The sequence below is a fragment of the Methylocystis sp. H62 genome, from assembly GCF_015709515.1.
GTDB lineage: Bacteria > Pseudomonadota > Alphaproteobacteria > Rhizobiales > Beijerinckiaceae > Methylocystis.
Map to the genome: position 1 here is coordinate 364,444 of NZ_JADNQZ010000058.1, position 25,759 is coordinate 390,202.

General features: G+C 63.6%; 25 protein-coding genes. 12 read left to right on the forward strand and 13 right to left on the reverse strand.

The features are described 5' to 3' along the window. The first annotated feature begins 7 nt into the window (after positions 1-7). From IYY11_RS18410 to recR, 3 genes are all read left to right on the forward strand, one after another. Positions 8-1,879 carry a DNA polymerase III subunit gamma/tau gene (locus IYY11_RS18410; RefSeq protein ID WP_246720076.1) on the forward strand — a complete coding sequence of 624 codons (1,872 nt, stop codon included), beginning with the start codon at positions 8-10 and terminating at the stop codon, positions 1,877-1,879. Then, positions 1,876-2,199 (forward strand): YbaB/EbfC family nucleoid-associated protein, encoded by a 324-nt coding sequence (locus tag IYY11_RS18415; RefSeq protein ID WP_192879583.1) that lies wholly within the window; start codon positions 1,876-1,878, stop codon positions 2,197-2,199. Before IYY11_RS18410 ends, IYY11_RS18415 begins: the two co-directional genes overlap by 4 nt. 156 nt (positions 2,200-2,355) lie before the next feature. Beyond that, the gene (gene recR / locus IYY11_RS18420) at positions 2,356-2,961 is read left to right on the forward strand and encodes a recombination mediator RecR (protein ID WP_196405189.1); all 606 of its coding nucleotides are present in this window, start codon (positions 2,356-2,358) and stop codon (positions 2,959-2,961) included. A 59-nt stretch (positions 2,962-3,020) separates the two neighbouring features. On the opposite strand, the gene IYY11_RS18425 is transcribed toward recR, so the two are convergent. The 6 genes from IYY11_RS18425 to rpsA form a co-directional block, all read right to left on the reverse strand. After that, complete coding sequence (locus IYY11_RS18425) at positions 3,021-3,671, reverse strand: DsbA family protein (protein ID WP_196405190.1); 651 nt, start codon at positions 3,669-3,671, stop codon at positions 3,021-3,023. Positions 3,672-3,769: 98 nt separating this feature from the next. Continuing rightward, entirely contained in the window at positions 3,770-3,973 is a 204-nt protein-coding gene (locus IYY11_RS18430) for a hypothetical protein (protein WP_018408888.1), read from the reverse strand. Between the two features lie 170 nt (positions 3,974-4,143). Then, entirely contained in the window at positions 4,144-4,761 is a 618-nt protein-coding gene (rpsD, locus tag IYY11_RS18435) for a 30S ribosomal protein S4 (RefSeq protein WP_029650358.1), read from the reverse strand. Positions 4,762-5,042: 281 nt separating this feature from the next. Further along, positions 5,043-5,381 carry a hypothetical protein gene (locus IYY11_RS18440; RefSeq protein ID WP_196405191.1) on the reverse strand — a complete coding sequence of 113 codons (339 nt, stop codon included), beginning with the start codon at positions 5,379-5,381 and terminating at the stop codon, positions 5,043-5,045. Between the two features lie 114 nt (positions 5,382-5,495). Next, a complete protein-coding gene (locus IYY11_RS18445; protein ID WP_196405192.1) occupies positions 5,496-6,431 on the reverse strand; it encodes a hypothetical protein in 936 nt (311 codons plus the stop codon). A gap of 186 nt (positions 6,432-6,617) precedes the next feature. After that, positions 6,618-8,363 (reverse strand): 30S ribosomal protein S1, encoded by a 1,746-nt coding sequence (rpsA, locus tag IYY11_RS18450; protein WP_196405193.1) that lies wholly within the window; start codon positions 8,361-8,363, stop codon positions 6,618-6,620. Between the two features lie 546 nt (positions 8,364-8,909). On the opposite strand from rpsA, the gene IYY11_RS18455 reads away from it, so the two are divergent. The 3 genes from IYY11_RS18455 to IYY11_RS18465 all read left to right on the forward strand — a co-directional run bounded on the left by IYY11_RS18455 (position 8,910) and on the right by IYY11_RS18465 (position 10,914). Next, the gene (locus IYY11_RS18455) at positions 8,910-9,140 is read left to right on the forward strand and encodes a hypothetical protein (protein ID WP_196405194.1); all 231 of its coding nucleotides are present in this window, start codon (positions 8,910-8,912) and stop codon (positions 9,138-9,140) included. Positions 9,141-9,229: 89 nt separating this feature from the next. Further along, the gene (locus IYY11_RS18460) at positions 9,230-10,075 is read left to right on the forward strand and encodes a DUF692 domain-containing protein (RefSeq protein WP_196405195.1); all 846 of its coding nucleotides are present in this window, start codon (positions 9,230-9,232) and stop codon (positions 10,073-10,075) included. Next, positions 10,072-10,914 carry a DNA-binding domain-containing protein gene (locus IYY11_RS18465; protein ID WP_196405196.1) on the forward strand — a complete coding sequence of 281 codons (843 nt, stop codon included), beginning with the start codon at positions 10,072-10,074 and terminating at the stop codon, positions 10,912-10,914. Before IYY11_RS18460 ends, IYY11_RS18465 begins: the two co-directional genes overlap by 4 nt. On the opposite strand, the gene fae is transcribed toward IYY11_RS18465, so the two are convergent. Beyond that, positions 10,884-11,426 carry a formaldehyde-activating enzyme gene (gene fae / locus IYY11_RS18470; protein WP_196405197.1) on the reverse strand — a complete coding sequence of 181 codons (543 nt, stop codon included), beginning with the start codon at positions 11,424-11,426 and terminating at the stop codon, positions 10,884-10,886. The two genes, IYY11_RS18465 and fae, sit on opposite strands and share 31 nt — an antisense overlap. Positions 11,427-11,583: 157 nt before the next feature. Between fae and IYY11_RS18475 the strand changes: the two genes are divergently transcribed. Then, complete coding sequence (locus IYY11_RS18475) at positions 11,584-11,964, forward strand: hypothetical protein (RefSeq protein ID WP_196405198.1); 381 nt, start codon at positions 11,584-11,586, stop codon at positions 11,962-11,964. 46 nt (positions 11,965-12,010) lie between these two features. Here IYY11_RS18475 and IYY11_RS18480 read toward each other — a convergent pair whose 3' ends face one another. From IYY11_RS18480 to IYY11_RS18495, 4 genes are read right to left on the reverse strand one after another with little or no spacing between them, the layout of a single operon-like run. Continuing rightward, on the reverse strand, positions 12,011-13,063 hold the full coding sequence (locus IYY11_RS18480; RefSeq protein ID WP_196405199.1) for a quinone-dependent dihydroorotate dehydrogenase: 1,053 nt from the start codon (positions 13,061-13,063) through the stop codon (positions 12,011-12,013). Next, a complete protein-coding gene (locus tag IYY11_RS18485) occupies positions 13,060-13,404 on the reverse strand; it encodes a DUF952 domain-containing protein (RefSeq protein WP_196405200.1) in 345 nt (114 codons plus the stop codon). Before IYY11_RS18485 ends, IYY11_RS18480 begins: the two co-directional genes overlap by 4 nt. Before the next feature lie 31 nt (positions 13,405-13,435). Continuing rightward, positions 13,436-15,664, reverse strand: coding sequence for a glucans biosynthesis glucosyltransferase MdoH (gene mdoH / locus IYY11_RS18490; protein WP_196405201.1), 2,229 nt, complete (start codon positions 15,662-15,664; stop codon positions 13,436-13,438). Continuing rightward, positions 15,652-17,196 (reverse strand): glucan biosynthesis protein, encoded by a 1,545-nt coding sequence (locus IYY11_RS18495; RefSeq protein WP_196405202.1) that lies wholly within the window; start codon positions 17,194-17,196, stop codon positions 15,652-15,654. Before IYY11_RS18495 ends, mdoH begins: the two co-directional genes overlap by 13 nt. Positions 17,197-17,444: 248 nt before the next feature. Between IYY11_RS18495 and glmU the strand changes: the two genes are divergently transcribed. The 3 genes from glmU to glmS all read left to right on the forward strand — a co-directional run bounded on the left by glmU (position 17,445) and on the right by glmS (position 21,307). Next, the gene (gene glmU / locus IYY11_RS18500) at positions 17,445-18,806 is read left to right on the forward strand and encodes a bifunctional UDP-N-acetylglucosamine diphosphorylase/glucosamine-1-phosphate N-acetyltransferase GlmU (RefSeq protein WP_196405203.1); all 1,362 of its coding nucleotides are present in this window, start codon (positions 17,445-17,447) and stop codon (positions 18,804-18,806) included. Between the two features lie 176 nt (positions 18,807-18,982). After that, positions 18,983-19,393, forward strand: coding sequence for a cupin domain-containing protein (locus tag IYY11_RS18505; RefSeq protein ID WP_246720080.1), 411 nt, complete (start codon positions 18,983-18,985; stop codon positions 19,391-19,393). A gap of 84 nt (positions 19,394-19,477) precedes the next feature. After that, positions 19,478-21,307 (forward strand): glutamine--fructose-6-phosphate transaminase (isomerizing), encoded by a 1,830-nt coding sequence (gene glmS / locus IYY11_RS18510; protein ID WP_196405205.1) that lies wholly within the window; start codon positions 19,478-19,480, stop codon positions 21,305-21,307. A gap of 6 nt (positions 21,308-21,313) precedes the next feature. On the opposite strand, the gene IYY11_RS18515 is transcribed toward glmS, so the two are convergent. Beyond that, complete coding sequence (locus IYY11_RS18515) at positions 21,314-22,813, reverse strand: FAD-dependent oxidoreductase (protein ID WP_196405206.1); 1,500 nt, start codon at positions 22,811-22,813, stop codon at positions 21,314-21,316. Positions 22,814-23,015: 202 nt separating this feature from the next. Here IYY11_RS18515 and IYY11_RS18520 point away from each other — a divergent pair, with 202 nt between their 5' ends. Next, positions 23,016-23,840 (forward strand): ABC transporter permease, encoded by an 825-nt coding sequence (locus IYY11_RS18520; protein WP_196405207.1) that lies wholly within the window; start codon positions 23,016-23,018, stop codon positions 23,838-23,840. Then, complete coding sequence (locus IYY11_RS18525; RefSeq protein WP_196405208.1) at positions 23,830-24,591, forward strand: ABC transporter ATP-binding protein; 762 nt, start codon at positions 23,830-23,832, stop codon at positions 24,589-24,591. The genes IYY11_RS18520 and IYY11_RS18525 overlap by 11 nt, the downstream gene beginning before the upstream one ends. Here the strand turns inward: IYY11_RS18525 and IYY11_RS18530 are convergent. After that, positions 24,570-25,736, reverse strand: a complete 1,167-nt coding sequence (locus tag IYY11_RS18530; RefSeq protein WP_196405209.1) for an LptF/LptG family permease — start codon at positions 25,734-25,736, stop codon at positions 24,570-24,572. The two genes, IYY11_RS18525 and IYY11_RS18530, sit on opposite strands and share 22 nt — an antisense overlap. Between the last annotated feature and the right edge of the window lie 23 nt (positions 25,737-25,759).

Genomic DNA, 25,759 nt, shown 5'->3' on the forward strand with positions numbered 1-25,759 from the left:
GATGCAGATGGACCACGAGCACGATCCGCCGAGGCCATCGCTGGGGCCCGATGACGGACCTTCGCTGTTTGGCGCCGATCAGGCGCCGCCGTTGGCCTATCGCGTGCTGGCGCGCAAATATCGACCGACCACCTTCGCAGACCTGATCGGCCAAGAGCCGATGGTGCGCACGCTCGAAAACGCCTTCGATCTCAACCGAATTCATCAGGCCTATCTGCTCACCGGCGTGCGGGGCGTCGGCAAGACGACGACCGCCCGCATCCTCGCGCGCGCGTTCAACTATGAACTGCCGGCAGGAGACGCGCGGCCCGCGATCAATCAGCCGACGATCCATATGGAGGAGCTCGGCGTCCACTGTCAGGCGATCATCGACTCGCGCCATGTCGACGTGCTCGAAATGGACGCCGCCTCGCACACGGGCATCGACGACATCCGCGAGATCATCGACAACGCCCGTTACCGCCCGGTGATGGCGCGGACCAAAGTCTACATCATCGACGAAGTGCACATGCTCTCGAAGGCCGCGTTCAACGGTCTCTTAAAGACGCTCGAAGAGCCGCCCGAGCATGTGAAGTTCATCTTCGCGACGACCGAAATCGACAAGGTGCCGGTGACGGTGCGCTCGCGCTGCCAGCGCTTTGATCTGCGCCGCATCGACGCCGGTCTGCTCGCCAATCATCTGCTTGGCGTCTGCAAGGCCGAGGGCGTCGCCATCGAGCCGGATGCGCTCGCCATGATCGCGCGCGCGGCGGAAGGCTCGGCGCGCGATGCGCTGTCCTTGCTCGATCAGGCGATCGCCTATGGCGCGGGGCATTCGGGGGGCGGCGCGATCGCCGCCGAGGATCTGCGGCTGATGCTCGGCGTCGCCGATAAGGCGCGAATCATCGACCTTTTCGAAGCGGCGATGTCGGGCGATATCGCCAAGGCGATCGCCATTCTCGAAGATCAGTATAACGGCGGCGCCGATCCGGCGCAGGTGCTGCTCGAACTCGCCGAATTCACGCATCTCGCGACGCGCCTGAAGCTTGCGCCGGAGACCGCCCAGTCGGCGGCGCTGACGCCCGAAGAGAAACGTCGCGGCGAAGACGCGGCGACGCGCCTTTCCGTTCCCACGCTCACGCGCGCCTGGCAGATCTTGATGAAAGGCGTCGACGAATTGCGCGGCGCGCAGCGACCGTTGGCGGCCGCCGACATGGTGCTCGTTAGGCTCGCTTACGCCGCCGACATGCCGTCGCCGGCGGAGACGCTGCGCCGCCTGGGGTTTGGCGAGAACGCATCGAGCGCCGACTCCGCGGCGCCTTCAACGCGAAGCGCAGGGCCCGCCGGACCCGCCGCTGCGCCGCAAGCGCGCAGCGGCGGCCAGGGACTCGCGCCCGCGCCGCGCGCCGCTACGCCTCAGCCCACTGCAGCGCCGGCGCCAAGATCTGCAACGCCGGAACCAGGACTCATCATCGAGAGCTTCGACGCGCTTGTCGCGCTCGCCGCGCAGAAGCGGGACATGCGCCTCAAGATAGGGCTCGAATCCGAAGTGCGGCTGGTGCGGTTTGAACATGCACGGATCGAGTTTGAGCTTGCGCCGGGCGGCGCGCGTGAACTGGCGTCGACTCTGATGCAGAGGCTTCAGGCCTGGACCGGCGAGCGCTGGATGGTGTCGGTCGTCGCCTCCGGCGGCGCGCCGACGCTCAAGGAACAGCGCGACGCGGAGGAGCGCAAGCGCCGCTCCTCGCTCGAATCAGATCCGCTCGTTGCGAGCGTTCTTGCGCGTTTTCCCGGCGCGCAGATCGTCGCCGTTCGGGGCAGGGACGAGGGCGCGGCGTCCACCGAAACGCTCTATGATGACGCGTCGCCAATCGAGGAAGACGACGGAGAAGCGCAATGATGGACTTCATGGGCCTGATGAAGCAGGCGCAGCAGATGCAGGCCAAAATGGCCGAAGCGCAGCTGGAGCTCGAACAGACGGTCGTCGAAGGCGAGGCGGGCGGCGGCATGGTGAGGGTCGCGCTCACCGCGAAAGGCGGGATGAAAAGCATCTCCATCGACCCCAGTCTGTTGACTCCCGACGAGAAGGAAATTCTCCAAGACCTGATCCTCACGGCCCACATGCAGGCGCGCGCCAAAGCCGAGGAGGCCATGGCCGAAAAGATGAAAGCGCTCACCGGCGGGTTGCCGTTGCCGCCAGGCTTCAAACTGCCGTTCTGATGCGTATTGCTGCGATTCTCGCGTTATGGCCGGCCTTGAGCCGGCCATCCTCGTGATGACGCCGCGCAAAGCTTCCAATGATACGTAGCATTCTGACGTGGATGCCCGCGACAAGCGCGGGCGTGACGCGAAACCACATGAGGCTTTGATCCGGCTATGGCGGAAAAGGTGGCCGGTCCCGAGATCGAAAAGCTCGTCCAGCTCCTGGCCAAATTGCCGGGGCTCGGTCCGCGATCGGCGCGGCGCGCGGTGTTGCATCTCATCCGCAAACGCGAAGAACTGCTGGCGCCGCTCGCCGAAGCGATGCGCATCGCTCAGGAGCGCATCGTCCTTTGCTCGGTCTGCGGCAATATCGATACGAGCGATCCCTGCACGATCTGCCGCGACGCGCGCCGCGACGGGTCGATCCTGGTTGTCGTCGAGACGGTCGCCGATCTCTGGGCGCTGGAGCGGGCAGGGCTGCTCAACGCGCGCTATCACGTGCTCGGCGGCGTGTTGTCGCCGCTTGACGGCGTCGGCCCCGACGATCTCTCCATCGCCAGCCTCGTCGCGCGTGTGCGCGGAGAAGAGACCAGCGAAGTCGTGCTTGCGGTCAACGCAACGGTCGATGGACAGACGACCGCGCATTACATCGCCGATGTGCTGTCGCCGTCCGGCGTGAAGGTGACGCGTCTCGCCCACGGCGTGCCGGTCGGCGGCGAACTCGACTATCTCGACGAGGGAACGCTTGCGGCGGCGCTAGAGCGGCGGACGGCGTTCTAAAGGGCGTCTTTGAGAGCCGTCATGGCTGGCTTGACACCGCCATCGAGCGCAGGAAGCGATCACTTCGCTGCGGTTTTCGATGTGATGATCTTTTCCCAATCCTCGACGCCGATCTCGCCGGTGTATTTGTCGCCATTGACGAAGAAGGTCGGCGTCGAGTTGACGCCAAATTTCTCGGCGGCGCGATTACGCACCTTGTTGACGTTCTCGTAAAGCGTCTGATCCTTTAAGACGGCCTCGAACTTCTCCTGGCCGATCCCAGCCTGTTTCAAGACATTGGCCAAACCGTCGAGCGGCTTGTCGGAGAAGGCCCAGTTCTTCTGCTGCGAGAACAGAAGATCGACCGTCGCGTCACGCTTGTCGCCGAGTTCGCGCGCTAGCATGAAGGCGGCCGTCGCGAGCGGATCGAGCGGGAACTCCCGCAAAATGAATTTCGCCTTGCCCGTGTCGATGTAGTTCTTCTTCAGCTCCGGATACACGTCGTGATGGAACGCCGCGCAGTGGCTGCAGGTCATCGAAGCATATTCGACAATCGTCACGGGAGCGTCCGCCGCGCCTTCCACCACGTCGGGCAGAGCGTTCGGCGCCATCAGTTCGTCAATTGCGACCTTGCCCGAAGCAGACTTTTCGGCAAGGGCGGGCATTGCGGCGAGGAGCGCGCAGGCGGCGCCGACAAGGAAACGACGACGGGGCATAAAAGCGAAGGGCATGTGCGGTCCGTAACTGTTGCGACGCCAAAGACCATATCGTCTTCGACAATTGTGGCAAATCAAATCTGGCGAGCAGAATGGGGGCCGCTAACCGGGCGCTACAGCCCGTGTTTCGGCCGAATGAACCAGTAAAGCACGCCTATAAAAGCGAGCACGACGCCGAACCAGAAAACGACGTCGCCGAGCATCAGGTCCCTCATGGTGTAGCTTAGAACGCTGACCAGCAAGCCGCCGATCGCGATCCAGAGGGGACGCTGACCGCGTTCCTTTTCCGCCGGCCGCTTCTTCGATAGCCCGGACACGTGCCTCTCCTTCTGCGATCCCTTGGCGCGGCCGTTTTTCAAACGCTCGCAAGCGATGACGGCGCTTTTGCGCGTTAGACTTTCCGATTGCGGACCCACAGTCAACAATTCGGGCATAAAAAAACAGCCGCTCGAAGCGGCTGTCTTCTTCACATTGCTGCGCGTCGAGGTTAGCGCGAATAGAACTCGATGACGAGGTTCGGCTCCATCTGCACCGGATAGGGCACCTCCGTCGCATGCGGCACCCGGACGAGCTTCGCGGTCATCTTGGAGTGATCGACGTCGTAATATTCCGGGGCGTCGCGCTCGGCGAGCTGAACCGCCTCGAGAACGGTCACCGCCTGTTTCGAGGCTTCCTTCACCTCGATCACGTCGCCGACCTTCACCTGATAAGACGGAATATTGACGCGCTTGCCGTTGACGCGGATGTGGCCGTGATTGACGAACTGGCGCGCGGCGAAAACCGTCGGAACGAATTTCGCGCGATAGACGATCGCGTCAAGGCGCCGCTCCAAAAGGCCGATCAGATTATCGCCCGAGTCGCCCTTCAACCGGATCGCTTCCGCATAATATTTGCGAAACTGCTTTTCGGAAATATTGCCGTAATAGCCCTTGAGCTTCTGCTTGGCTTTAAGCTGCGTGCCATAGTCGGAGAGCTTGCCCTTGCGCCGCTGTCCGTGTTGGCCGGGGCCATATTCGCGGCGGTTGACCGGGCTCTTCGGCCGGCCCCAGATGTTCTGGCCCAGGCGGCGGTCGAGCTTGTATTTTGATTCTGCGCGCTTCGTCACTTTGACTTCGTCCTCTCATCATCGCGTTTGTTGCGTGCGAGAGGCGACAGACGAAAATCGTCCGGAGCCTTGCGCTCGGACGTCGTCCAGAATCGCGTCTCTCGCCGCCCCCGGCCAGCGCCGGGGCATCAAGAACGCGCCCTCCTCTGCCGTCATAACGGCCGACAGGCGTTTGCAGCAAACGCCACGGGTGCTGGCCTGGCGCGAACGGGCCGCGTCAGGCTCGTGGGGAGCTAAAGGAAAGCGCCCCTGAAGTCAAGATTTATGGAAAAAAGCCCGACTTACGGCCACCAGAACGGGAAACCCTCGTCGTAAGGCACGATCATGCTGGCGTTATAAGGCGGCCGCTGCGGAAGCGTCTCCTGCATATACCAGCTACGCTGGTTGCGCTCGATCGGATCGTGATTGAGGTAGGTCTGCTGGACCATGTAGCGGTTGGTGCTGCCGACCGGCACCTGGGTGCCGGGATCGAGCCAGCTGCGGCGCTGGATGTCGATCGGACCGCGGCCGCAACACGCATCGCCCGAGGCGACGCGATAGCGAGACTTGGCGAGCGCATCGCCCGCCGCGAACAACACCAGACAGGCGAGCCCCGCCGACAGCACTCTATTCTTGCGCATCACGATCCCCTTTGGACTGAACGCCTAGGATCATAATAGCGGATCGTTTCGCAAAAGCGAATTAAAGCGGGCTTTTCCCGCTAGCAATCCGCCGTCAGGGTGAATGCGGACTGCCTAGCGCGTGATCTCTGCGCCTCGGCGCGATGGCCTCGCATGCGCGCGGCGCGCGCCCTGCGCCGGACGCGCGGCGTTCTTTTGCGCTGGGATGGTCGCGGTCAGGTCGTCGCGCGAGATGTTGCCGCAGCCAATGGCGCGCGTCGACGCCGCTTGCGCGAAGAAGTCGTTCAGCGCCGGATTATCCCGACTCGCCGTGTAGTTGATATGGTCCAACATGCAGCCGAGCGCGACCCGGTCGATCGGTTTCGCCGATTCGCCGCATGCCAGTCCGGCGATTTCGAGAGCGAGCTTGCCATCGATGAAACGTGCGGCAAGGCAGCTGCGTTCGCTCGCCGCGACGCCTTCGGATGCAGTTTGCGAGAGCCGTATTTCGGCCGTCTCAAACGCCCCGAATTTGGTGATGAGCGCGCTCGGCTGGCCGATCTTCGCGACGTTAAGGCCGGCCTGGGCGGCGTGTCGGGTCATGTCGAGGAAGAAATCCGACGACTTTTCCTTGTCGACGATGTCCTGATGAATATCGACGCGCATGAAGGGCGCGCCCATGGCGAATTGCCCCACGGCGATCGTGTCGATACGGCCGGAGCCGTTCTCGCTGTCGCGCACGGCGAGCGTTTTTTTCTCCCGGTCGAATTCCGGCGCGGCGATGTCGAATGCGCTGAAGGGCTTTGCCATCAGCGCCGAGGCCTCGATGGCTTCGACGGAAACCTTGGTGGAAATCTTGCGAGATGGCGCGACAGAAACGCGCGGTTGTTCGACGTTCTCCGCGACTTTCGGTTCTGGGATCTGAGGTCCGCGCGGAAGAAGGACGAGTGCGGCGAGGAGAATGAGCGTCGCGCCGACGCCTATTCCGATCGCTGCGCGAACGCCCGCCGGGCGGGCGCGCAGCGGCTGCGCATAACGCCTGTAGTTGGGGTCGAATTCGGCAACGCTCATGGGACGCGACTCCGGCGGCCCGCGGCGGCCGCGGGCGGAAAACACGCCGACTTTGCCCAGTCGTTTCAGAAGTTAGCGTTAACGGCTCTGCGCGAATTGGGGTTTGGTGAATGAAAGGTTTACGCGAGGCGCAAAGAAAAGCCCGCGCCTTGCGGCGCGGGCCTGAAACTCGCGGTCGAGGAGATCTTACTCCTCGTCGTCCTTCTTGGCTTTCTTGGGCGTCTCTTCGCGGGCTTTGAGCGCCGCGCCAAGGATGTCGCCCAATGAAGCGCCGGAGTCGGCCGAGCCATATTGCGCGATGGCCTCCTTCTCTTCAGCGACTTCGAGCGCCTTGATCGAGACGGAGACCTTGCGGGCCTTGCGGTCGAACAGCGTCACGCGGGCGTCGACCTTCTCGCCGACGGCGAACCGTTCGGGGCGCTGGTCGGCGCGGTCGCGAGCGAGTTCGCTGCGCTTGATGAAGGTGGAGAGATCGGTGCCGGTGATCTTTACGTCGATGCCGGAATCCTTCACCTCGATCACCTCGCAGGTGATGACGAGGCCCTTTCTGAGCTCGGCGCCTTCTTCGGCGCTGACGGAAGCGAACGGATCGCCCGCAAGCTGCTTGACGCCCAGCGAGATGCGCTCCTTCTCCACGTCGACGTCGAGGACCTGGGCGTTGATCGTGTCGCCCTTTTTATACTCCTCGATGACCTGCTCGCCGGGACGGTTCCAGTCGAGATCCGACAGATGGACCATGCCGTCCACGTCGCCGTCGAGCCCGATGAAGAGCCCGAACTCGGTCTTGTTCTTCACTTCGCCAGAGACGGTCGAGCCGATCGGATGCTTCTCGGCGAAGGCCTCCCACGGATTCTGCAGGCACTGCTTGAGGCCCAGCGAGATTCGGCGCTTGACCGGATCGACCTCGAGCACCTGAACGTCGACTTCCTGGCTCGTCGAGACGATCTTGCCGGGGTGGACGTTCTTTTTCGTCCAGCTCATTTCCGAGACATGGACGAGGCCTTCGATGCCAGGCTCCAGTTCGACGAAAGCGCCGTAGTCGGTGATGTTGGTCACGCGGCCGTGGAATCTGGCGCTGATCGGATATTTCGCCTCGATGCCCTGCCAGGGATCCTCGAGGAGCTGCTTCATGCCGAGCGAGATGCGGTGCGTCTCGTGATTGATCTTGATGATCTTCACCTTGACGGTCTGACCGATGGTCAGCACCTCGGACGGATGATTGACGCGCCGCCATGCGATGTCGGTGACATGCAGCAGGCCGTCGATGCCGCCGAGATCCACGAAGGCGCCGTAGTCGGTGATATTCTTCACGACGCCGTCGATCACCTGTCCCTCTTCGAGGTTGGCGACGATCTCGTGGCGCTGCTCGGCGCGGCTCTCTTCGAGCACGGTGCGACGCGAGACGACGATATTGCCGCGCCGGCGGTCCATCTTCAGGATGTGGAACGGCTGCGGCACGTTCATCAACGGGCCGACGTCGCGGATCGGTCGGATGTCGACCTGGCTGCGCGGCAGAAAGGCCACGGCGCCGTCGAGGTCGACGGTGAAGCCGCCCTTGACCTGATTGAAGATGACGCCCTCGACCTTTTCATTGGTCTCGAAGGCCTTTTCGAGCTTGACCCAGCTCTCTTCGCGGCGCGCCTTGTCGCGCGAAATGACGGCTTCGCCGAGCGCATTCTCGACGCGCTCCAGGTAGACTTCGACCTCTTCGCCTACTTGCGGGGCGGGGTCGCGGCCATAGCCGGTGAATTCCTTGATGGCGACGCGGCCCTCGGTCTTGAGGCCAATGTCGATGACGGCGACATCCTTTTCGATGGCGACGACGCGGCCCTTGATGACGGAACCTTCGAAGGCCTCGTTCTGGCCATAGCTTTCATCAAGCAGAGCGGCGAAATCTTCGCGCGTAGGCGCGCGATCGGTCGTGGCGGACATATGTTCTCCTGAGAGCCCAGAGAGGGCGGCGCCGGCAAGGGTTAGCGTTGCAGATCGGCTTTCGGTATCGGACGTCCCCCGCGGCTAAAACGCGAGGCTGGACGAAAAGTTCGCTAAGCGAACTGCCGGCGCGGCCCGATGTCGAAAACCAAAGCGAATGCCCCGGCTTGGTTACCGAGGCGGGGCCTATCTACCAGCGGCGCGCCGCCGTCGCAAGCGCGCCAAAAAGAAAACAGTCGGCGCCGCCTGCCCAAAGTCATGATATTGCACTGCAATAAGTTAACAATATACTGTTTTAATATAATAATCATAACTCAAAAAGGCTGATTTGTTGGCGAATTTCTCCCTAGCGGAATCGCAGCCGCACGCATAGTCTGCGCCGACTGCCAGGCTTCGGCGCGCCGCAGAACGTCAGCGGCGGCGAATTCGCCGATCGACAGGGGCGCCGGGACTTGGCCGAAGACCAGTGAACTTCGCCCTCGCCGTCCAGATGGCGAGGGCGTCGACTTCCCGTCGTTGCGATAGGGATATAAAGAGGAGAAAGAGATGAAGACGAATATTATTTCAGGTTCGGCTCTCGCCGCCGCCGCCGTCGCCCTTGCTCTGAGCGGCGCATCGGTTGCGCCCGCCTACGCGCATTCCGCGAAGTCGACCCACGCGAAGACTCATTGCGGCGCCAAGGGAAGCTGCCGCCACATGGCCAAATGCCACCACAAGGCGCAGTGCCACCATCACAAGGGCCGCTGCAACATGAAGAGCCGCTGCCACAGCAAGTAATCGCCTTGTGCGGGGGCGGCGGCTACAGCCGTCCCCGCCACGCCGATGCGGCTCCGGCATGAGCGGCGATGCCTGAGAGGGAAGACGTCATGGAAAAGCCCCCGCCGCTTGGCTACGGCTTGGGCCTGCGGCCGATCTATTATGAAGAGATCCTGTCGTCGCGCCCGCCGATCGACTGGTTCGAAATCATTTCTGAAAACTACATGCTCGCCGGCGGGCGGCCGCTGGCGATGCTGGATCGGATACGCGCCGATTATCCCGTCGTCATGCATGGCGTCTCGATGTCGCTCGCCTCAACCGATCCGCTCAATTTCGACTATTTGCGGCAGTTGAAGGCGCTCGCTGAACGCATTCAGCCGGCATGGGTTTCAGATCACGTCGCCTGGACAGGCGTTCATGGCGTGACGCTCCACGATCTGCTGCCCATTCCCTATACGCGCGAGTCGCTTGCGCATATTGTCGAGCGCATTCAGCGGGTGCAGGATTTTCTCAAGCGCCGGCTGGTTGTTGAAAACGCCTCGACCTACGTGTCCTTTGTCGATTCCGAGATGAGCGAACACGAGTTCGTTCGCGAAATGGCCGAGCGCGCCGACTGCCTGTTGCTGCTCGACGTCAACAATGTTTTCGTTTCTAGCTTCAACCACGGCTTCGATCCGGTCGCTTTCATCGATGGCGTTCCGGCCGATCGCGTCGTGCAATTTCACATGGCCGGTCATACCAATAATGAGACTCATCGCGTCGACACGCACGATCAGCCGGTCTGCGATGAAGTCTGGGCGCTCTACGAGCACGCGCGTCGGCGCTGCGGCGACGTCTCCGCCATGATCGAGCGCGATGACAACTATCCGCCGCTCGCGGAGCTTTTGGACGAACTCCAGAATATGCGCGATATCGACGCCCGCATCTCAAAAGAGCGAGCGCTCAGCGCAGCATGAAGCTCGCAGATTTTCAGTCTCTGTTTCAGCAGCGTGTGCTGGCCGGCTCTGGAGAGGCGGACGAGCCTCTCCTGAAAAAATTGCGTCCGTCGCCGCGCGGCGCCGCGCCGGAGACGCTGCTGGACGTCTATCAGACGGGCTACCGCATACGGCTGGCGGACTTTGTTTCGCAGGATCACCCGGGGCTTCGCGCGATTCTCGGAGACGAGGCGTTTGACGCGCTGGTCGACGACTACATCGACCAATGTCCGTCGCGCGATCCGAACGCGCGCTGGTTTACGACCGGACTGCCGGACTTCATGCGCGAAAACGCGCGCTGGCGCGACGATGCTGCGGCCGTCTCCATGGCGCTGTTTGAGCGCGCCATGGTCGACGCCTTCGACACAGCCGACGAAACGCCGTTGACGGTGCAGGCGCTGGCGGGATTTGCGCCCGACGATTGGGCGCGGCTCGCCTTCGAATTCGATCCGAGCCTGACGCTGCTCGAGCTCGTCGCCGGCACGATCGAGGCTTACGGCGCGGCGATCAGCGAGGAGGCGCCGGCGAAAGTCGATAAGCCCGCGGCGGGCGAACACATCGAACATGCCGCCGTATGGCGCGTCGATGATGAATCCGCCTACCGCCAGCTCGAGCCCGACGAATATGTCGCGCTTTCCGAAGCGCGCGCCGGGCACGCCTTCGGGGACATCTGTCAGATGGCCGCCTTTCAGCAGGCTGGCGAGATTGCGCCAGAGCGGCTGGCGCAATCTTTGTCGAGCTGGTTCGAGGACGGCATGATTATCGGCGTGCGCGTCCGCGAGGACGACGATCAAGCTTCGAACACGCCCTCAAGCGCGTAGTGCTGGACGCTCTTGCGGTTGGCGATGAGTTCGTCGGCCGTCGGCTCGCCCTTCATGGCGCGAGAGATCGCGAGCTTCGTCGCTTCGTAATTGGTGCGATAGAGATCTTTCTTGTCGAGCTCCGCATGGGTGGCGCACCGCGGATCGAGCCAGACCATGATGATCATGCAGAGCTCGTTGAGCTGATCCTTGGGGAGAATCCCATCGGCGACGCAGTCGACGATGGCGTCGCCGGTCGCCGCTTGCACGACGCCGCCGAGAAGCTCGACGTAATCTTCCGATTTGACCGTCATTTTGGTGGTCATCATCGTCGCCGGCCGCACCTGCTGGTTGAGGTCGCGGATGACGAACATGCGCGGATGGCCGGCGACTTGGCCCGCCATGCTGGCGAAGGCGTGCCCGACCGGGCCCTTGACGTTGCCGATCATCACTTCCGGCATGGCGTCGGTATATTGTCCGTCCGCGGCCAGAACCGTCGCTTCGCCCGTCGCTAGCCAGATATGCTCGGTCATCGTCGTTCCTCTTGCGTTGATCGAGGGCTCGATAGCATCGCGCGCCGTTGCATGGAAGCCGCGATCCTCCTGCTGAGCGGCGTTGCCGCCGCATCGGCCGCACGTCATGATAGGCGGCGCGCGCCCTCAATATGCACGCTTCGTGAAGGGGAACCCTGTGACAGACGCTTCAACTCGGTCGTTACGGCTGTGCGCCGCGCTTGTTGCGGTTGCCTCCGTAGGAGCCGCAACCTCGGCGCACGCCGGTTGTCCGCGCGCGCGTTCACAAAACAGCGACGTCGCGACGACGATCACCTTCGTCAATCAGTCGGGCGAATATCGCGGCATCTATTGGAAAGACTTCTCCGGAAGCGACAAGAGTTATGGCGGTCTTAATCCTGGAGAGCGCAAAACGATCAGCACCTATCTGACCCATCCGTGGGAAATCACCAACGGACCGGGAGATTGTTTGCAGCTCGTATTTCCGCGTCCGGGCGGCTCAATCGTGCGCCTGACGGCGCGCGGTCGGCGTGCGCAGCATCCTTCTCAGGGCGAGTAGCGATGGAGAATCGCAGGGGAAACCCCGTCGAGCGTTTCATCCGGCGCTAAAACGATTTCGCCCTTTTGCCGATCCTTGCGGCCAGCGCCTCTCTGTCTCGCGCGAGCGTTTCCACCAATCCGCGCTTGATGCGCGTGACCAGCCCTGGCCCCTCATAGATGAGCCCCGAATAAAGCTGCACCAGCGTCGCCCCGGCTTCGATTTTGGCGAGCGCCGCTTGCGCGCTGTCGACGCCGCCGACGCCGATCAGCGGAAACTGTCCTTCAACGCGCAAAAATGTTTGCGCGAGCATGCGCGTCGAGAGGTCGAACAGCGGCGCGCCGGAGAGGCCGCCGCTCTCCTTCGCCAAAGGCGAGTGCAGCGTTAGGGGCCGCGAAATCGTCGTGTTCGACACGATCATGCCGTCGATGCGCTGATCGCGCGCGACGCGTACGATGGCGTCGAGCTGTTCGAGCGTGAGGTCCGGCGCGATTTTGAGGAGCAGGGGCCGCCGAACCGGCGCCGCGTCGCGCGCCTCGGCGACACGCGCCAGCAAATCTGAAAGCGCCGCCGGCTCCTGCAGATCGCGCAGGCCGGGCGTATTCGGCGAACTGACGTTGATCGTGAAATAGCTCGCGACGTCGGCGAAGGCGCAAACGCCCGCGACATAGTCGGCGACGCGATCGCCAGCGTCCTTGTTCGCCCCGATGTTGACGCCGACGATTCCTCGCCGGGCGCGCTTCGACAGGCGCGCCAGCGCCAACGCATGACCCTCATTGTTGAAGCCATAGCGATTGATGACCGCGTGGTCCTCGACGAGTCGAAAGGCGCGCGGCCGCGGATTGCCGGGCTGCGCGCGCGGCGTGAGCGTGCCGACTTCGACGAAGCCGAACCCCAAACCGAGCATCGCGTCGGCGACTTCGGCGTTTTTGTCGAAGCCGGCCGCAAGGCCGATCGGATTGGGAAAGTCGAGACCGAAGGCGTGAATCGCGAGACGCGGATCATTCGCCGGCGGCGGCCGACAGGGCAGCAGTTTCAGCGCGGCGATCGTCGCATGGTGCGCCGTTTCAGCGTCGAGCAGACGCAAAAGCGGCGATGCGATCGCGAAGGCGTCCGTCATTTGTGGAGGCTGGAAAAATCATGCCGTCCGTCTGCGCCGAGGAGCAGCGGCTCGACGTTCGCCACCGTCTCGAGCGAAAGCGGCGCATAGAGATGCGGGAAGAGCGCGCCGCCGCGCGACGCCTCCCATCTGAGCGCGTCGCCGAGCGCGGCGGCGTTCACCGCGACGAGCAGCAGATCGGTTTGGCCGGCGAAATATTTCGCCGCAGTTTCCTCGACCTGATCCGCGGCCGAAAAATGAATGAAGCCGTCGGCGAGATCGACCGCCGCGCCGCTAAAGAGGCCGGCCGCTTCCGCCGCACGCCACTCGGACTGCGAAACGATTTTGTAAATATGCGTCACCGGCCCACCAGCCTTTGCTCCACGCGCCGAGTCACTCCGCGGCGCGCGGGGTTCTCTGCGCAGCGGCCGCCAGCGCGGCGCGGCGCGGCAGACGCGCGATCATGCCGATGAGCGCACGGTCGGAGAGCGCCACCAGCCGCTCGCCGCGGTTCAGCCAATTGACGGCATCTTCGATCGTCTCGGCGTCGGCGATCTTGGTTTCGGCCAAGGCGCGGTCCGCGCTGATCTGCCCGCGCTGCCTCGGGCGTCGCGTCGGCAGCCAGCTTTCATGCAGCGCGCGCAACTCGGGATCGGCGTGGAGCGCCAGCAGACCATTGACGTCATCTTCGCCGGCGCGCGCCAGCGCTTTTGAGAGCGCCTTGCCGCGTTTGGCGATCGGCGGCGTCGTGGTTTCTTCGGGAGTCGTCAGCACGCCGGCGCGACGAAACATCAGGCCGAGCCAACGTTGACTCGTCGCCCAGGAAATAACGATCGCGAGCACGAGGCCGGCGATCGTCGGCGACATCCAGGCGACGAGCGAGGGCGAAATCATGAAGCCTGCGACGAGGCTTAAGACGCCCAGCGCCACGTGCCATATGTGGCGGCGGACGATATCGGCAAACGGCACGGAGCCGTCGTCGCGGCGCTGCGGATCCCAGCCGGTGTCGAAGCCGAAAACGATGTGCAGCACATGGCCGGTCTGGATCAGCATCATGATCGGCGCCAGCAGGGCGGACAGCACAACTTCGAAAAGGGTCGAGATCAGCAGCATGATCACGCCGCCGGAGCCTTTGCGCGTTTCCGGCTCATAGATCGCGACGATCAGGCCCAACATCTTGGGGGCGAGCAGAATGCCCATCGTCAGTCCGAAGAGTTCGAGCGACCGTTCGGCGTCGAACCGCGGGAAGGTCGGAAACAGCGCAAATTCGCCGGTAAAATATTCCGGTCGGAAATAACTCGCCTGGAAGACGATGACGATGCCGATGAGAAGTTGCAGCAGCCAGAGCGGCGACGTCAGATAGCCGAAGATGCCGGTGAGAAAATGCTGCCGCGACGCCCAGTGGAAGCCTTTGCCGCTCAACACGCGCGCATGCTGCAGGTTGCCCTGACACCAGCGGCGGTCGCGAATCGACAAATCGATCAGCGAAGGCGGGCTTTCCTCATAGGAGCCGCCGAGCGTCGGCGTCATGTAGACCGCATATCCGGCGCGGCGGATAAGCGCGGCTTCGACAAAGTCATGGCTCAGGATATGGCCGCCCCATGGCGGGCGGCCGCGCAGGTCGGGCAGGCCGCAGTATCGGGCGAAGGCTTCGGTGCGGATGATCGCGTTATGCCCCCAATAATTGCCGTCGCGGCCCATCCAGGCCGTTAGGCCCATCGCGATGACGGGGCCATAGATGCGCGCGGCGAATTGCTGGACGCGGGCGAACAGCGTGTTCCGGTTGATGATCAGCGGCAGGGTCTGAATGATGCCGCTATCGGGGTCGGCCTCCATGGCGGCGGCGAGCTGGACGATAGTCGGCCCGCTCATCAGGCTGTCGGCGTCGAGCACGACCATGTGCTTATAGGCCCCGCCCCAGCGCGAGACGAAATCTTCAATATTGCCCGCCTTGCGTCCGGTGTTCTTTTCGCGCCGTCGGTAGAAGATTCGCGCCTGTGGGCCCAGCCGGCGGCGAATGCCGATGAAGGCGCGCTCTTCGGCGACCCAGATGTCGGGATTGGTGGTGTCTGAGAGGAAGAACCAATCGAAATGCGCGCCAAGGCCGGTCGCTTGCACGTCTTCATAGATCGTCTGCAGGGCGGCGAAGACGCGGCTCGGCGCCTCATTGTAGATCGGCATGACGACGGCGGTGGTCTCGGCGAGCGCCGTCGGCAGAGCCGGGCGCCGGCGCTGGCGCATCAGCAGAGCGAAGCCAACGACGCAGCTCGTGAAGGACAGCGCGATCCAGGAGAAGTTCAGCACGAACAACCCCAGCAGTGCCCACTTCAATGTGGTCACCCCGCCGACGTCGACGACCTTATACATCTCGTGAGCGCCATAGGCCGTCAGCGCCAGACCGCCGCCAAAGGTGACAATCCTCGCAAGCCATGGCGTGCGCCACAGCCAAGGCGCTTCGGCTTTGCGCTGCTGCCGTTTGTCGAATTTAAAAAGGTTTTGCGCCGGCATCGACAGCCGGCTCTCGAGCGGAGTCGGCGGGGCGGCGGCGGGATCGGAGCTGGCGGTCCGCCATTCGCTTGCCCGCGGCGGATCGTCTGAAGGAACGAGGGTCACGACGTCCATCGATAAAGCCAGGTCTCGCTGATCGGTCGCTCGTCGGACTGCAAAACGAGCCGAAGCTCGCAGTAGTTCTCGCCGGCAGGGTCTACGTCGAAGGCGACGCGGCAGGACTTTGCCGACGGATTCAAATAGGTCCGAATATTCGTCGCCAATCCCGGAGAGGTCGTCAACGCCGCTTTCAGCTGCGTTGTGCGTTGAGGGTCCGCCAACACGTCGCCGGAAAAGACGACAATAAAACGGCGGAGCTTGCCGCCCGGCGCACGGCCCGAGCGCGCGCGCATGGCGATCGCCAGCGGCGGCCGCGTCGGCGGCTCCCAGCACCAGAACTGCCGATAGGCGAAGGACGTCTCCTTGCCGGCGACGAGAGCGGTCTTGGGCCGCCAATAGGCGACGATATTGGCGTTGATTTCGGATTCGGAGGGAATTTCGACGAGCTGCAGGGCGCCTTCGCCCCATTCGCCGAGCGGTTCGACCCACAGCGAGGGACGGCGTTCCCAGTGCTGCTGGTCGTCCTCATAGTCGTCAATGTCGCGCTGCCGGATCAGCGAGCCAAAGCCCTGCGGATTGTCGTCGACAAAGGAGGAGAACTGCAGACTTTCGCGGTTCGACACGGGTCGCCAGAGCCATTCGCTTTGGCCGCTGAGCATCTGAATGCCGTTGATGTCGGCGACCATCGGCCGCCAATCGTCGAGCCTGGGACGGTCGAGCGGCGTAAACAGCGAAGCCCCGGCAAAACCGGCGATTCCCAAATGATCGACCGCCGTGCGCGGATAGAGAGTCAATTCGGTGTCGATAAGCGTCGCCTCGCCCGGCCGCAGCGTGAAGCGATAGACGCCGGCGACGCTTGGCGAATCGAGCAGAGCATGGATGACGAGCGCGTTGTCGCTGAGCGCGGGCTTTTCGATCCAGAAGCTGCGGAAGGCGGGGAATTCCTCGCCGCGCGGATCGGCTGTTCGAATGGAGAGCCCTCGCGCCGTCACGCCGAGATTCTGCCCGCGCGCGACGGCCCGATAAAAGCTCGCCCCCTGGAATATGGCGAGCTCCGCCTCGGCGCCGCCATTTTGGGCGTGAAGCACCCGAAAGCCCGAAAAGCTGAGGTCGGGAAGCGTCTCCGGGACATTGAGCGCCCCATAGTCGAAGCGGCTCGCCTCATAAGGCAGTCGCGCGGCGGCGCCGTTCTCCACGACGTAGATATCCACAGCAGCCGCAAAAATATGGCCGCGGTGAAGCGGCTCGATGCTGAAACCCGTGTTCTCGTGACGCCAAATCGCCGCGTCGGGCTTCGTCTTGATCCCGACGAATTGTTCGTAGGAGAGATTGGCGAAAGGTTCGGGCAGGTCGGTTCGCGGCGGCGTATACGGCTTTGCGGCCAGCGCGCGGGCAAGTTCGACCACCATGTCGCGCGAGAATGGCGCAGGCTTTTGAACCGTCGGGGGGGCTGCTTGACTGGCGGTCCCCGCGCTTGACGGCGGCGGAACGATTCCCGCCGCGATTGCGCCCAAGCCCGCTTTCAAAACATCTCGACGTTCAAACATGAGCTACCGAAGGAGGCCGATCCGCGCGGTCCATGAACGTGTGATTGAGCCATTTTGCGGCGCTGCGCTGGCGACAGCCCCTCTATACAAGAAAGCTAAGGAGACAAAATGGTTTTCTTGGCGGTTTTTGAGGGCTGCGCGCGAAAGCCGCGGCGGCTTGCGCTCCGCCGCTCGAATCTGCCAGAACCGCGGCCTGAGCGGCGTCGCGACGCCGGCTCCTTACGCCACGTCTAGCCTTTGGGCGCCATATGCCGACAGAAAGAAGCGCGCTCGCGATCGTCCTTGCCGCCGGCGAAGGCACGCGGATGAAATCCGACCGGCCGAAGGCGCTGCACGAGGTCGCCGGGCGCTCGATGCTTGGCAATGTGCTCTCGAGCGCCATGTCGGCGGGCGTCGGCAGCGTCGCCGTGATCGTCGGGCCGGGTCGCGATGACGTCGGCGCGGAGGCGCGCCGCTTTATCCCCGAGGCGGAAATCTTCGTGCAGAGCGAACGACGCGGCACGGCGCACGCCGTTCTCGCCGCGCGCCAAGCCATCGCTAAAGGAGCTGACGACCTCCTTGTGCTCTTCGCCGACACGCCGCTCCTGACAGCGCCGACGATCGGCGCGTTGCGCGCCGCCCTTGCCGAGGGCGCCGCCGTCGCCGTTCTGGGCTTTCAGGCGTCCAACCCCTTCGGTTACGGACGGCTGCTGCGCGACGCCGCGGGGCGCCTGGTCGCCATCCGCGAGGAGAAAGACGCAAGTGACGAAGAACGCGCGGTCACGCTCTGCAACGGCGGTCTGATGGCGATCGACGGGGTAGAGGCGCTGCGCCTGCTCGAAAAGATCGACAACAAGAACGCCAAAGGCGAATTCTATCTCACCGACGCGGTGGAGCTCGCGCGCGCGGACGGACTCGAAACGAGAGTCGTCATCGCCGACGAAGCCGAAGTTCTCGGCGTCAACGACCGTATGCAGCTCGCGCAGGCTGAGGCCGTCGCGCAGGCGCGTCTTCGCCGCGCCGCCATGGCGGGCGGCGCGACGATGATCGCGCCGGAAACCGTTTTTCTTGCGGCCGACGCCGTGATCGGCCGCGACGTCGTCATCGAGCCGCATGTCTTCATCGGACCCGGCGTCGAAATCGCCGACGGCGCCGTGATCCACGCCTTCTCGCATCTTGAAGGCGCGCGCGTCGGCGAACGCGCCAGCGTCGGTCCCTTCGCGCGCCTGCGGCCCGGCGCAGCTCTTGCCGAAAAAGCCAAGGTGGGGAATTTCGTCGAGATCAAGAACGCCAATGTCGCGCGAGGCGCCAAGGTCAATCACCTGTCCTACATCGGCGACGCCGACATCGGCGCCAACGCCAATATCGGCGCAGGAACCATTACCTGCAATTACGACGGGTTCCTCAAATATCGCACGACGATCGGCGAAAATGCCTTCATCGGCTCAAACTCGTCGCTTGTCGCGCCGGTGACGATCGGGCAGGGCGCCTATGTCGGCTCCGGCTCCGTCATCACCAAAGACGTTGCGCCCGACGCGCTTGCCGTGGCGCGCGGGCGGCAGATGGAAAAATCGGGGTGGGCGGTCTCGTTTCGTATGGCGCAGGCGGAGAAGAAGGCGAAAGGAAAATAACGGTTCGGGTTGAGTCAGACTAATCCGTGCCCGGCTTTGCAGGTTCGAACACGCGGCCTGACAAAGGACGCCCGATCGCATGAAAGGTGAAACTCGTGAGAATCCTTGCGTCAGCCATGATTTTGCTCGCTATTGCAGGCTCTGTATACGCGCAGGCCGATCAAAAAATTGATCGCATGACCGTAGACGCCGCGGAAACCTTCACGAAGGACAGCCTTCGATGGACAGACGAGCCGATCCTTCCCAAAGGCGCCAAAAGCGTTCTGCTCGTCGGCGATCCAAGCAAAGCTGGCGTGTTTATCGCCTATCTGAAGTTTCCGCCGAACTATAAAATCCCACCTCATTCGCATCCCTTCGCCGAGGTCATCACCATCCTGAGTGGGAAATTAGGGAATGGCATGGGCGAAAAATTCGATGCGCAAAAAGGCGGTGTGCTGAATGCGGGCTCCAGTTTCGCCTTGCCGGCGGGTCATGCGCATTTTGTCTGGACGACAGATGAGGAAACGCTCGTTGAGTTGATCGCGACCGGGCCATGGGGCATCGCCTATACCGATCCCAAGGAAGATCCGCGCAAGGAGAACAAGTAAGCGCGTCCCTGTCCCTGATCCCGTCTCGCTCCCGCGCCCATCCGCTCAGGCGGCTCTCTTGCTATTATGCTCTCGGAGGTCGTCATGTGCGGCATTGTGGGAATCATCGGAACAGGTCCGGTCGCCGGGAAAATCGTCGAATCGCTCAAGCGTCTCGAATATCGGGGCTATGATTCGGCCGGGATCGCCACTCTGGAGAACGGCAGGCTCACCCGTGTGCGGGCGAGCGGCAAGCTCAGGAACCTCGAAGAGAAGCTCGCAGCCGCGCCGCTCTCAGGCGCCATCGGCATCGGCCACACGCGCTGGGCGACCCATGGCCGCCCCACCGAGAACAACGCCCATCCGCACGCCAACGACCGCGTCGCGGTGGTTCATAATGGGATCATAGAAAACTTTCGCGAACTGCGCGCCGAGCTGACGGCGAAAGGCCATGTCTTTTCGAGCGAGACCGACTCGGAGGCCGTCGTCCATCTCGTCGCCGACCAGCTGCGCAACGGCGCGACGCCGGAAAGAGCTGTCGCGGCGGCGCTGAAGCGGCTCAAGGGCGCCTTTGCGCTGGCCTTCCTCTTCGAGGGCGAAAACGATCTTCTGATCGGCGCGCGGCGCGGTTCGCCGCTCGCCGTGGGTTGGAGCGACGAAGGCGTCTATCTCGGCTCCGACGCCTTGGCGCTCGCGCCATTCGCGACGTCCATCGCCTATCTGGACGAAGGCGACTGGGTGACGCTGACGCGCGAAGGCGCGCGTTTCCATGACGCCAATGACAATCTCGTCGAGAGGCGCTTCCAGCCGCTGCTGGCCGGTTCCTTCCAGGTCGATAAGGGCAACTATCGCCATTTCATGGCCAAGGAGATCCACGAGCAGCCGGAGGTCGTCGGCCGCACGCTCGCACATTATCTCGATCTCGCCGAGGGCGTCGTGCGCCTGCCGTTCGAGTTCAAATTCGATCCGCGGACGCTGTCGCGCGTGACCATTTCGGCCTGCGGCACGGCCTATTACGCCGGCCTCGTGGCGCGTTACTGGCTTGAGCGCTTTGCCCGTCTTTCGGTCGAAATCGATATCGCGTCGGAATTTCGTTACCGCGAGGCGCCGCTGCCCGAGAATGGATTGACGATTCTGGTCTCGCAGTCGGGTGAAACCGCCGACACGCTCGCGGCGCTGCGCTACGCCCGCGAGCAGGGCCAACACATTCTCTCGATCGTCAATGTCGAGACCTCCACGATCGCCCGCGAGAGCGACACGGTGGCGCAGACATTGGCGGGACCGGAGATTGGGGTCGCCTCGACGAAGGCCTTCACCTGTCAGCTCGCGGTTTTCGCTTGTCTGGCATTGGCGCTGGGCCGCGCGCGCGGCGTTCTGAGCAAGGAGCGCGAACGCGAACTGGTCGCCGAACTCGTCGCCGCGCCAGGGCAGATGGCGCAGGCGCTCGCCCATGAGGCGCAGATCGAACCCGTGGCGCGCGACGTGGCGCGGGCTTCGAGCGTGCTCTATCTCGGGCGTGGAACCGCTTTCCCTTTGGCGCTCGAAGGCGCGCTGAAGCTCAAGGAGCTTTCCTATATCCACGCGGAGGGCTATGCGGCCGGTGAACTGAAGCACGGGCCGATCGCGCTGATCGACTACGCCATGCCGGTGATCGTGTTGGCGCCCCCCGACGCGAGCCTCGAGAAGACTGTATCGAATCTGCAGGAGGTCGCCGCGCGCGGCGGTCACTTAATCTTGATTGGCTCGCCGCACGCGCGGGATGCGGCGGCGGCCGAGCTCGCCGGTTTCATTGAAATGCCGGAAAGCGTCGCGGGCCCGTTTGCGGTCATCGTCTACGCGGTTCCCGCGCAGCTCCTCGCCTATCACGTTGCGACATTCATGGGCAAAGACGTGGATCAGCCGCGAAATCTCGCCAAGAGCGTGACGGTGGAGTAGGGCGCTTCAGCCCCTCTTGATGGTTTCGACGGCGCTCAGCGCTTCGACGATGGCGCTCTCGACCGCCGGCATGCCCTGTCCGTCGGAATGGGCGAGCAGCACATTGCCGAAGCGCTTCGGCAGCGCACGCATTGTCGCGACGATCCCCGGCGCAGCGATGAGGTGATGGTGGCCCCAGCGCGTCAGCCGCACCTCCGCGAGCCGCGCCCTGCCGAAGGCCTCCGGCATGAAACGCCGCAATTCTTCAACGATCGGCGCGGCGAAGGTGGCGCCGTCGCCGGCGAGGAGGCGCGCCCGCCCCGCGCCAGGGTCACGGAACGGCGCGTAGACGGTCAGGACGCTGTGATCCTTGGGCCGCTCGGCGGGGGGCAGGACCGCCGTCGCGCTGATCGCGTCGCTGAAGTTCTGGGCGCCGAGCGCCCAGCTGTCATAGGGCAGCTCTTGCGGCGTCCCCTCGAAGCAGCAATTGGCGACGAGATAGCTGCCCTGCCGCAACCGGGTCATTTGCGCCGTCGCCGCAGGATCGACCCCGCGCAGAATACGGCCGGCGAAAAAGTAAGGCGCGGCGACGACCGCCCAGCGCGCCTCGAGACAGCGGGGCTCCCCAGGATGTTGCGCGTCGAACCAGCCCACGCGGGCGTAGCCGCCTTCCGCCGGCTCGATCGCGTAAACCGCGGCGCCGGTGACGATGCGTCCTTCGCCGGCGCGCGACAGGCGCGCCGCCATAGCGCGGGCGATCGCGCCGTTGCCTCCGGGGAAGGCGTAGATCGGCGCGTTGATCTCGGAAAGAAAATTGACGCCCGCATAGGCGGAGATTTCGGCCGTAGGCGCGCCGAGCGCCGAGAGGCAGTAGGCGTCGAGCAGGCCGAAGAGTTCGGCGTCGATATGCTCGCGCCGGAGGAAGTCGAGGAGCGACAGCCCGTCCAGGGCAAGCGCGGGCGCCGACGCCTCGGCGATTGGTATCTTGGGAAAGTCCGGACTCTCGCCGAGGCGGCGCAGAAGTTTCTTCAGCCGCTCATAGGCGCCGCGCCATTCCCCGTCCCTTGGATCCCCCGCGCCGGCGACCCCCGACAGCGCTCTGTCGACCGGTTCGCTGACCGGGCGCGGCGCGAGGCCCAGCGTCTCGTAAAGCGCCATGAAAGGTTTTGATATATCAACGATATATGCTGATCCGAGCGCATAATCGACATCGCGCCAGCGGCCCGATTTGGCGACGCCGCCAGGATCGGACTCGCGCTCAAGGACGAGCACGTCGCGATCCCGTAGCAGCGCCGCGACGGCGAGGCCGGCTATTCCGCCGCCGATGACGACGACGTCGACGCGCCGCTCGGGGGCCGAAAGCGGCGCGCGCCAAAGCCCGTCGCGGATAGCGTGCATCGGCGCGAAACTGTCGCCCGTCCATTCGCCCAGTCGATAGGGCGGCTCTTGCGCCGCTTCGGCGCTCGGCAGGACTAGCTGCGTCGCCAGCGCGCCCAGACCAGCGATGGTCGCACGACGCGTCACCATGGCCGCTTCCAAAGACAATAAGCTCGATAATGCATGCTGTTCCAGTGAGGGTGAGCGTCGCCATTGACAGGGGGCGGGCTGAACTGGTCTATGCGGGCGACGCCGCGCCCGGCGCGAGAATGCTCGATCGGCGCATGATCTTGTCCCAGTGACGGCTCGCGCTTTTCGAAATCATGGTCTGAACCTAAGGACGCGCCGACACTTGCTCGCCTCGATCCCTCCCGTCTATGTCGCGCCCTTCGAACGGGCTTGGCGCAACCGGGAGCTTATCCGCGCCGTCGTGCGGCGCGAGTTCATTTCCCGATTTCGAGGCTCGGCGCTCGGACCGCTCTGGGCGGTGCTCTCGCCGCTGTTCATGCTGCTCACCTACACGGCGCTGTTCTCGATCACGGTGCCGCAGCTTTCCGCTGGCGTGAGCGTCACCGACTACGCAAGCTCGATTTTCATCGGGCTTATTGTCTTCAATCTGTTTAGCGAACTCGCCTATCGGGCGCCAATGCTTCTGCACGAGCATGTCAACTTCGTGAAGAAGTCGATTTTCCCGAGTGAAACCATCGCCTGGACGGCGACGATCCGGGCGTTCACCTACGGCGGCGTGGGCTTTGCCGTCTACATCGTCTTCCGATTGCTGACAGCCGGAAGCATTCCCTTAACGATCTTGCTGACGCCGTTTCTCATCGCGCCCTTTTTCCTCTTCATCATCGGCGTCGTGTGGTTTTTGATGGCGCTCGGGGCGTTCACGCGCGACGTCGCCCATATCATGGCCTCCATCGTGCCGGTGCTCATGTTCGCGACGCCGATCTTCTATCGCCTGGACCAGATCGCCGCGATGTCGAAATCGGCCGCCTTCTGGCTGCACTTCAACATCGTCGGGGATTACATCGAGATGCTGCGCTCCATTGCTCTTGATGGAACGCTTCCAAACGTCTTCGGCTATCTCGCGCTTGTCGCGGTCTCCTACGCCGTGTTCCTTGGCGGCTATCAGTTCTTCATGCGCTACAAATCGGTCATCGTCGATGTCATCTGAGCCCTCTATCAGCTGCGCGGGCGTCGGCAAGGCTTTCCAGCTCTATGCGCATCAGAACGACCAGCTCAAGCAGGTCCTGTTTGGCCTATGGAAGAAATTCTATAAGGACAAATGGGTCCTGCATGACGTCAATTTCACGGTCGAGAGAGGCGAGCGCGTCGGCATCGTGGGACGCAATGGCGCCGGCAAGACAACGCTTCTGCAGATTCTGTGCGGCATTACCCAGCCAACGAAAGGCGATTTCAGGGTCAGCGGCCGTATCGCGCCGATCTTGGCGCTCGGCTCGGGCTTCGACGGGCTGCTGACGGGGCGCGAAAACGCCCGCATCGGCGCGGCGATCTTGGGGCTGTCGCGCAAGGAGGTCGACGCCTGCATCGACGACATCGCCGCCTTCGCCGACATCGGGTCATTTTTTGAGCAGCCGATGCGCACCTATTCGATGGGCATGATCGCGCGAGTGGCTTTTGCGATCTGCGCCCACGCCAAAGCCGACGTGCTGATCGTCGATGAAGCGCTATCGGTCGGCGATGAAATCTTTCAGCGTAAGTGCGAGAAATACATCGCCGAATTTGCCAAAACCGGCACCATTTTGATGGTGTCGCACGATCTCAACTTTCTCGCCTCTCTGTGCAATCGCGTGCTCTGGCTCGAGGGCGGCGTCGTGCGCGAGATGGGCGATCCGCAGAAGGTGGTCGCGGAATACCGTAAGGCGATGCGCGCCGAAGAGGGTCAGGCGAGCGGCGTCGCGTAGACGTCCCGCGCGGATGAAGCGCGTGCGTCGAACAGGCGCTTGGGCTTGGGGCTGCGGTTGAGCCGGGCAAGAAGCCAAAGCGAAACGCCGACTTCGGCGAGCGCGAGCGCGGCAAGCAGCAAGACGAACAACCCGCTGATGCGCAGAAGCGACTCAAGCGCGACGAGAAAGCCGATGTGCACGGCTGGAACCGCAATCGTGGCGAGGCCGCCCGCCGCTCCGCGCCGCCCAGTGATATTCCCGAATGTCAGGACGAGGGCCATCGCAAGGAGCGTATGGGAGATCGCGAGCGCCGGCACGCCGAAACGCTTCGCCGCCTCCGCCGTCCACTCGCCAAGCTGGCGCGGATCGCGCCGCGCGGCGGCGTAATTGGCGAGAAAGGCGCCGGCCGACAATTCATAGACGCCGCGCCAGCCCCGGTCGGGCAGCGATGCGCTGCCCTGCATCGGCAACGCCATGGCGTATTCATCGAAACTGGCGATGCGCACGTCGCCTGTCGTCAATGAGCGCGTCTGGATGCTGCCATTGGAGAGCGCGACGATGACCCCGGATTCATTGCGTCGAAATTCGGCGCGCGCCGCCGTCACCGTCTCTTCCTGCATCTTTTCGATCGAAAGCTGACGCACGAACAGATTGACCGCAAGGTCTGGCGTCTCCCAACGCTCGATGTAGAGCGTCTTCACGCCATTGTCGAAGGTGTAGAAACGCGCCGCGTCGAGCATGCGATGGTTGAGCGAATTGCGCACGACATTGAGCACGTCCTGCATGCCGCTCGAATAGTAGGGCGCCGCGAAATTGGCGAGCAGATAGCCGAGGACGACGACGCCGGCCGCCAAGACCAGCGCCGGGCGGCAGATGGCCCAGACGGAAAGGCGCAGCGCGTAGAGAACGGCGATCATGCCTTCGCTCGCCATGCGGCCGAACTCGAGCGCGGTGGCGACGCCCACCGCCATCGGCAAAGTCACGTAAGCCACCGTCGGCGTCACCCCGATCAAAGCGGGAATGACAAGGCCGCCGCGCACCGCAGCGGGCGGCAGTTGGTAAAGCAGATATGACAAGACGACGGGAATGGAGAGTGCGAACTGCACGATAAGCACGCCCAACCCGATGCGCTTGAACAGATAGCGGAACAGCAGGCGCGGCATGGGGGGCTCCGCGCTATCGCTCG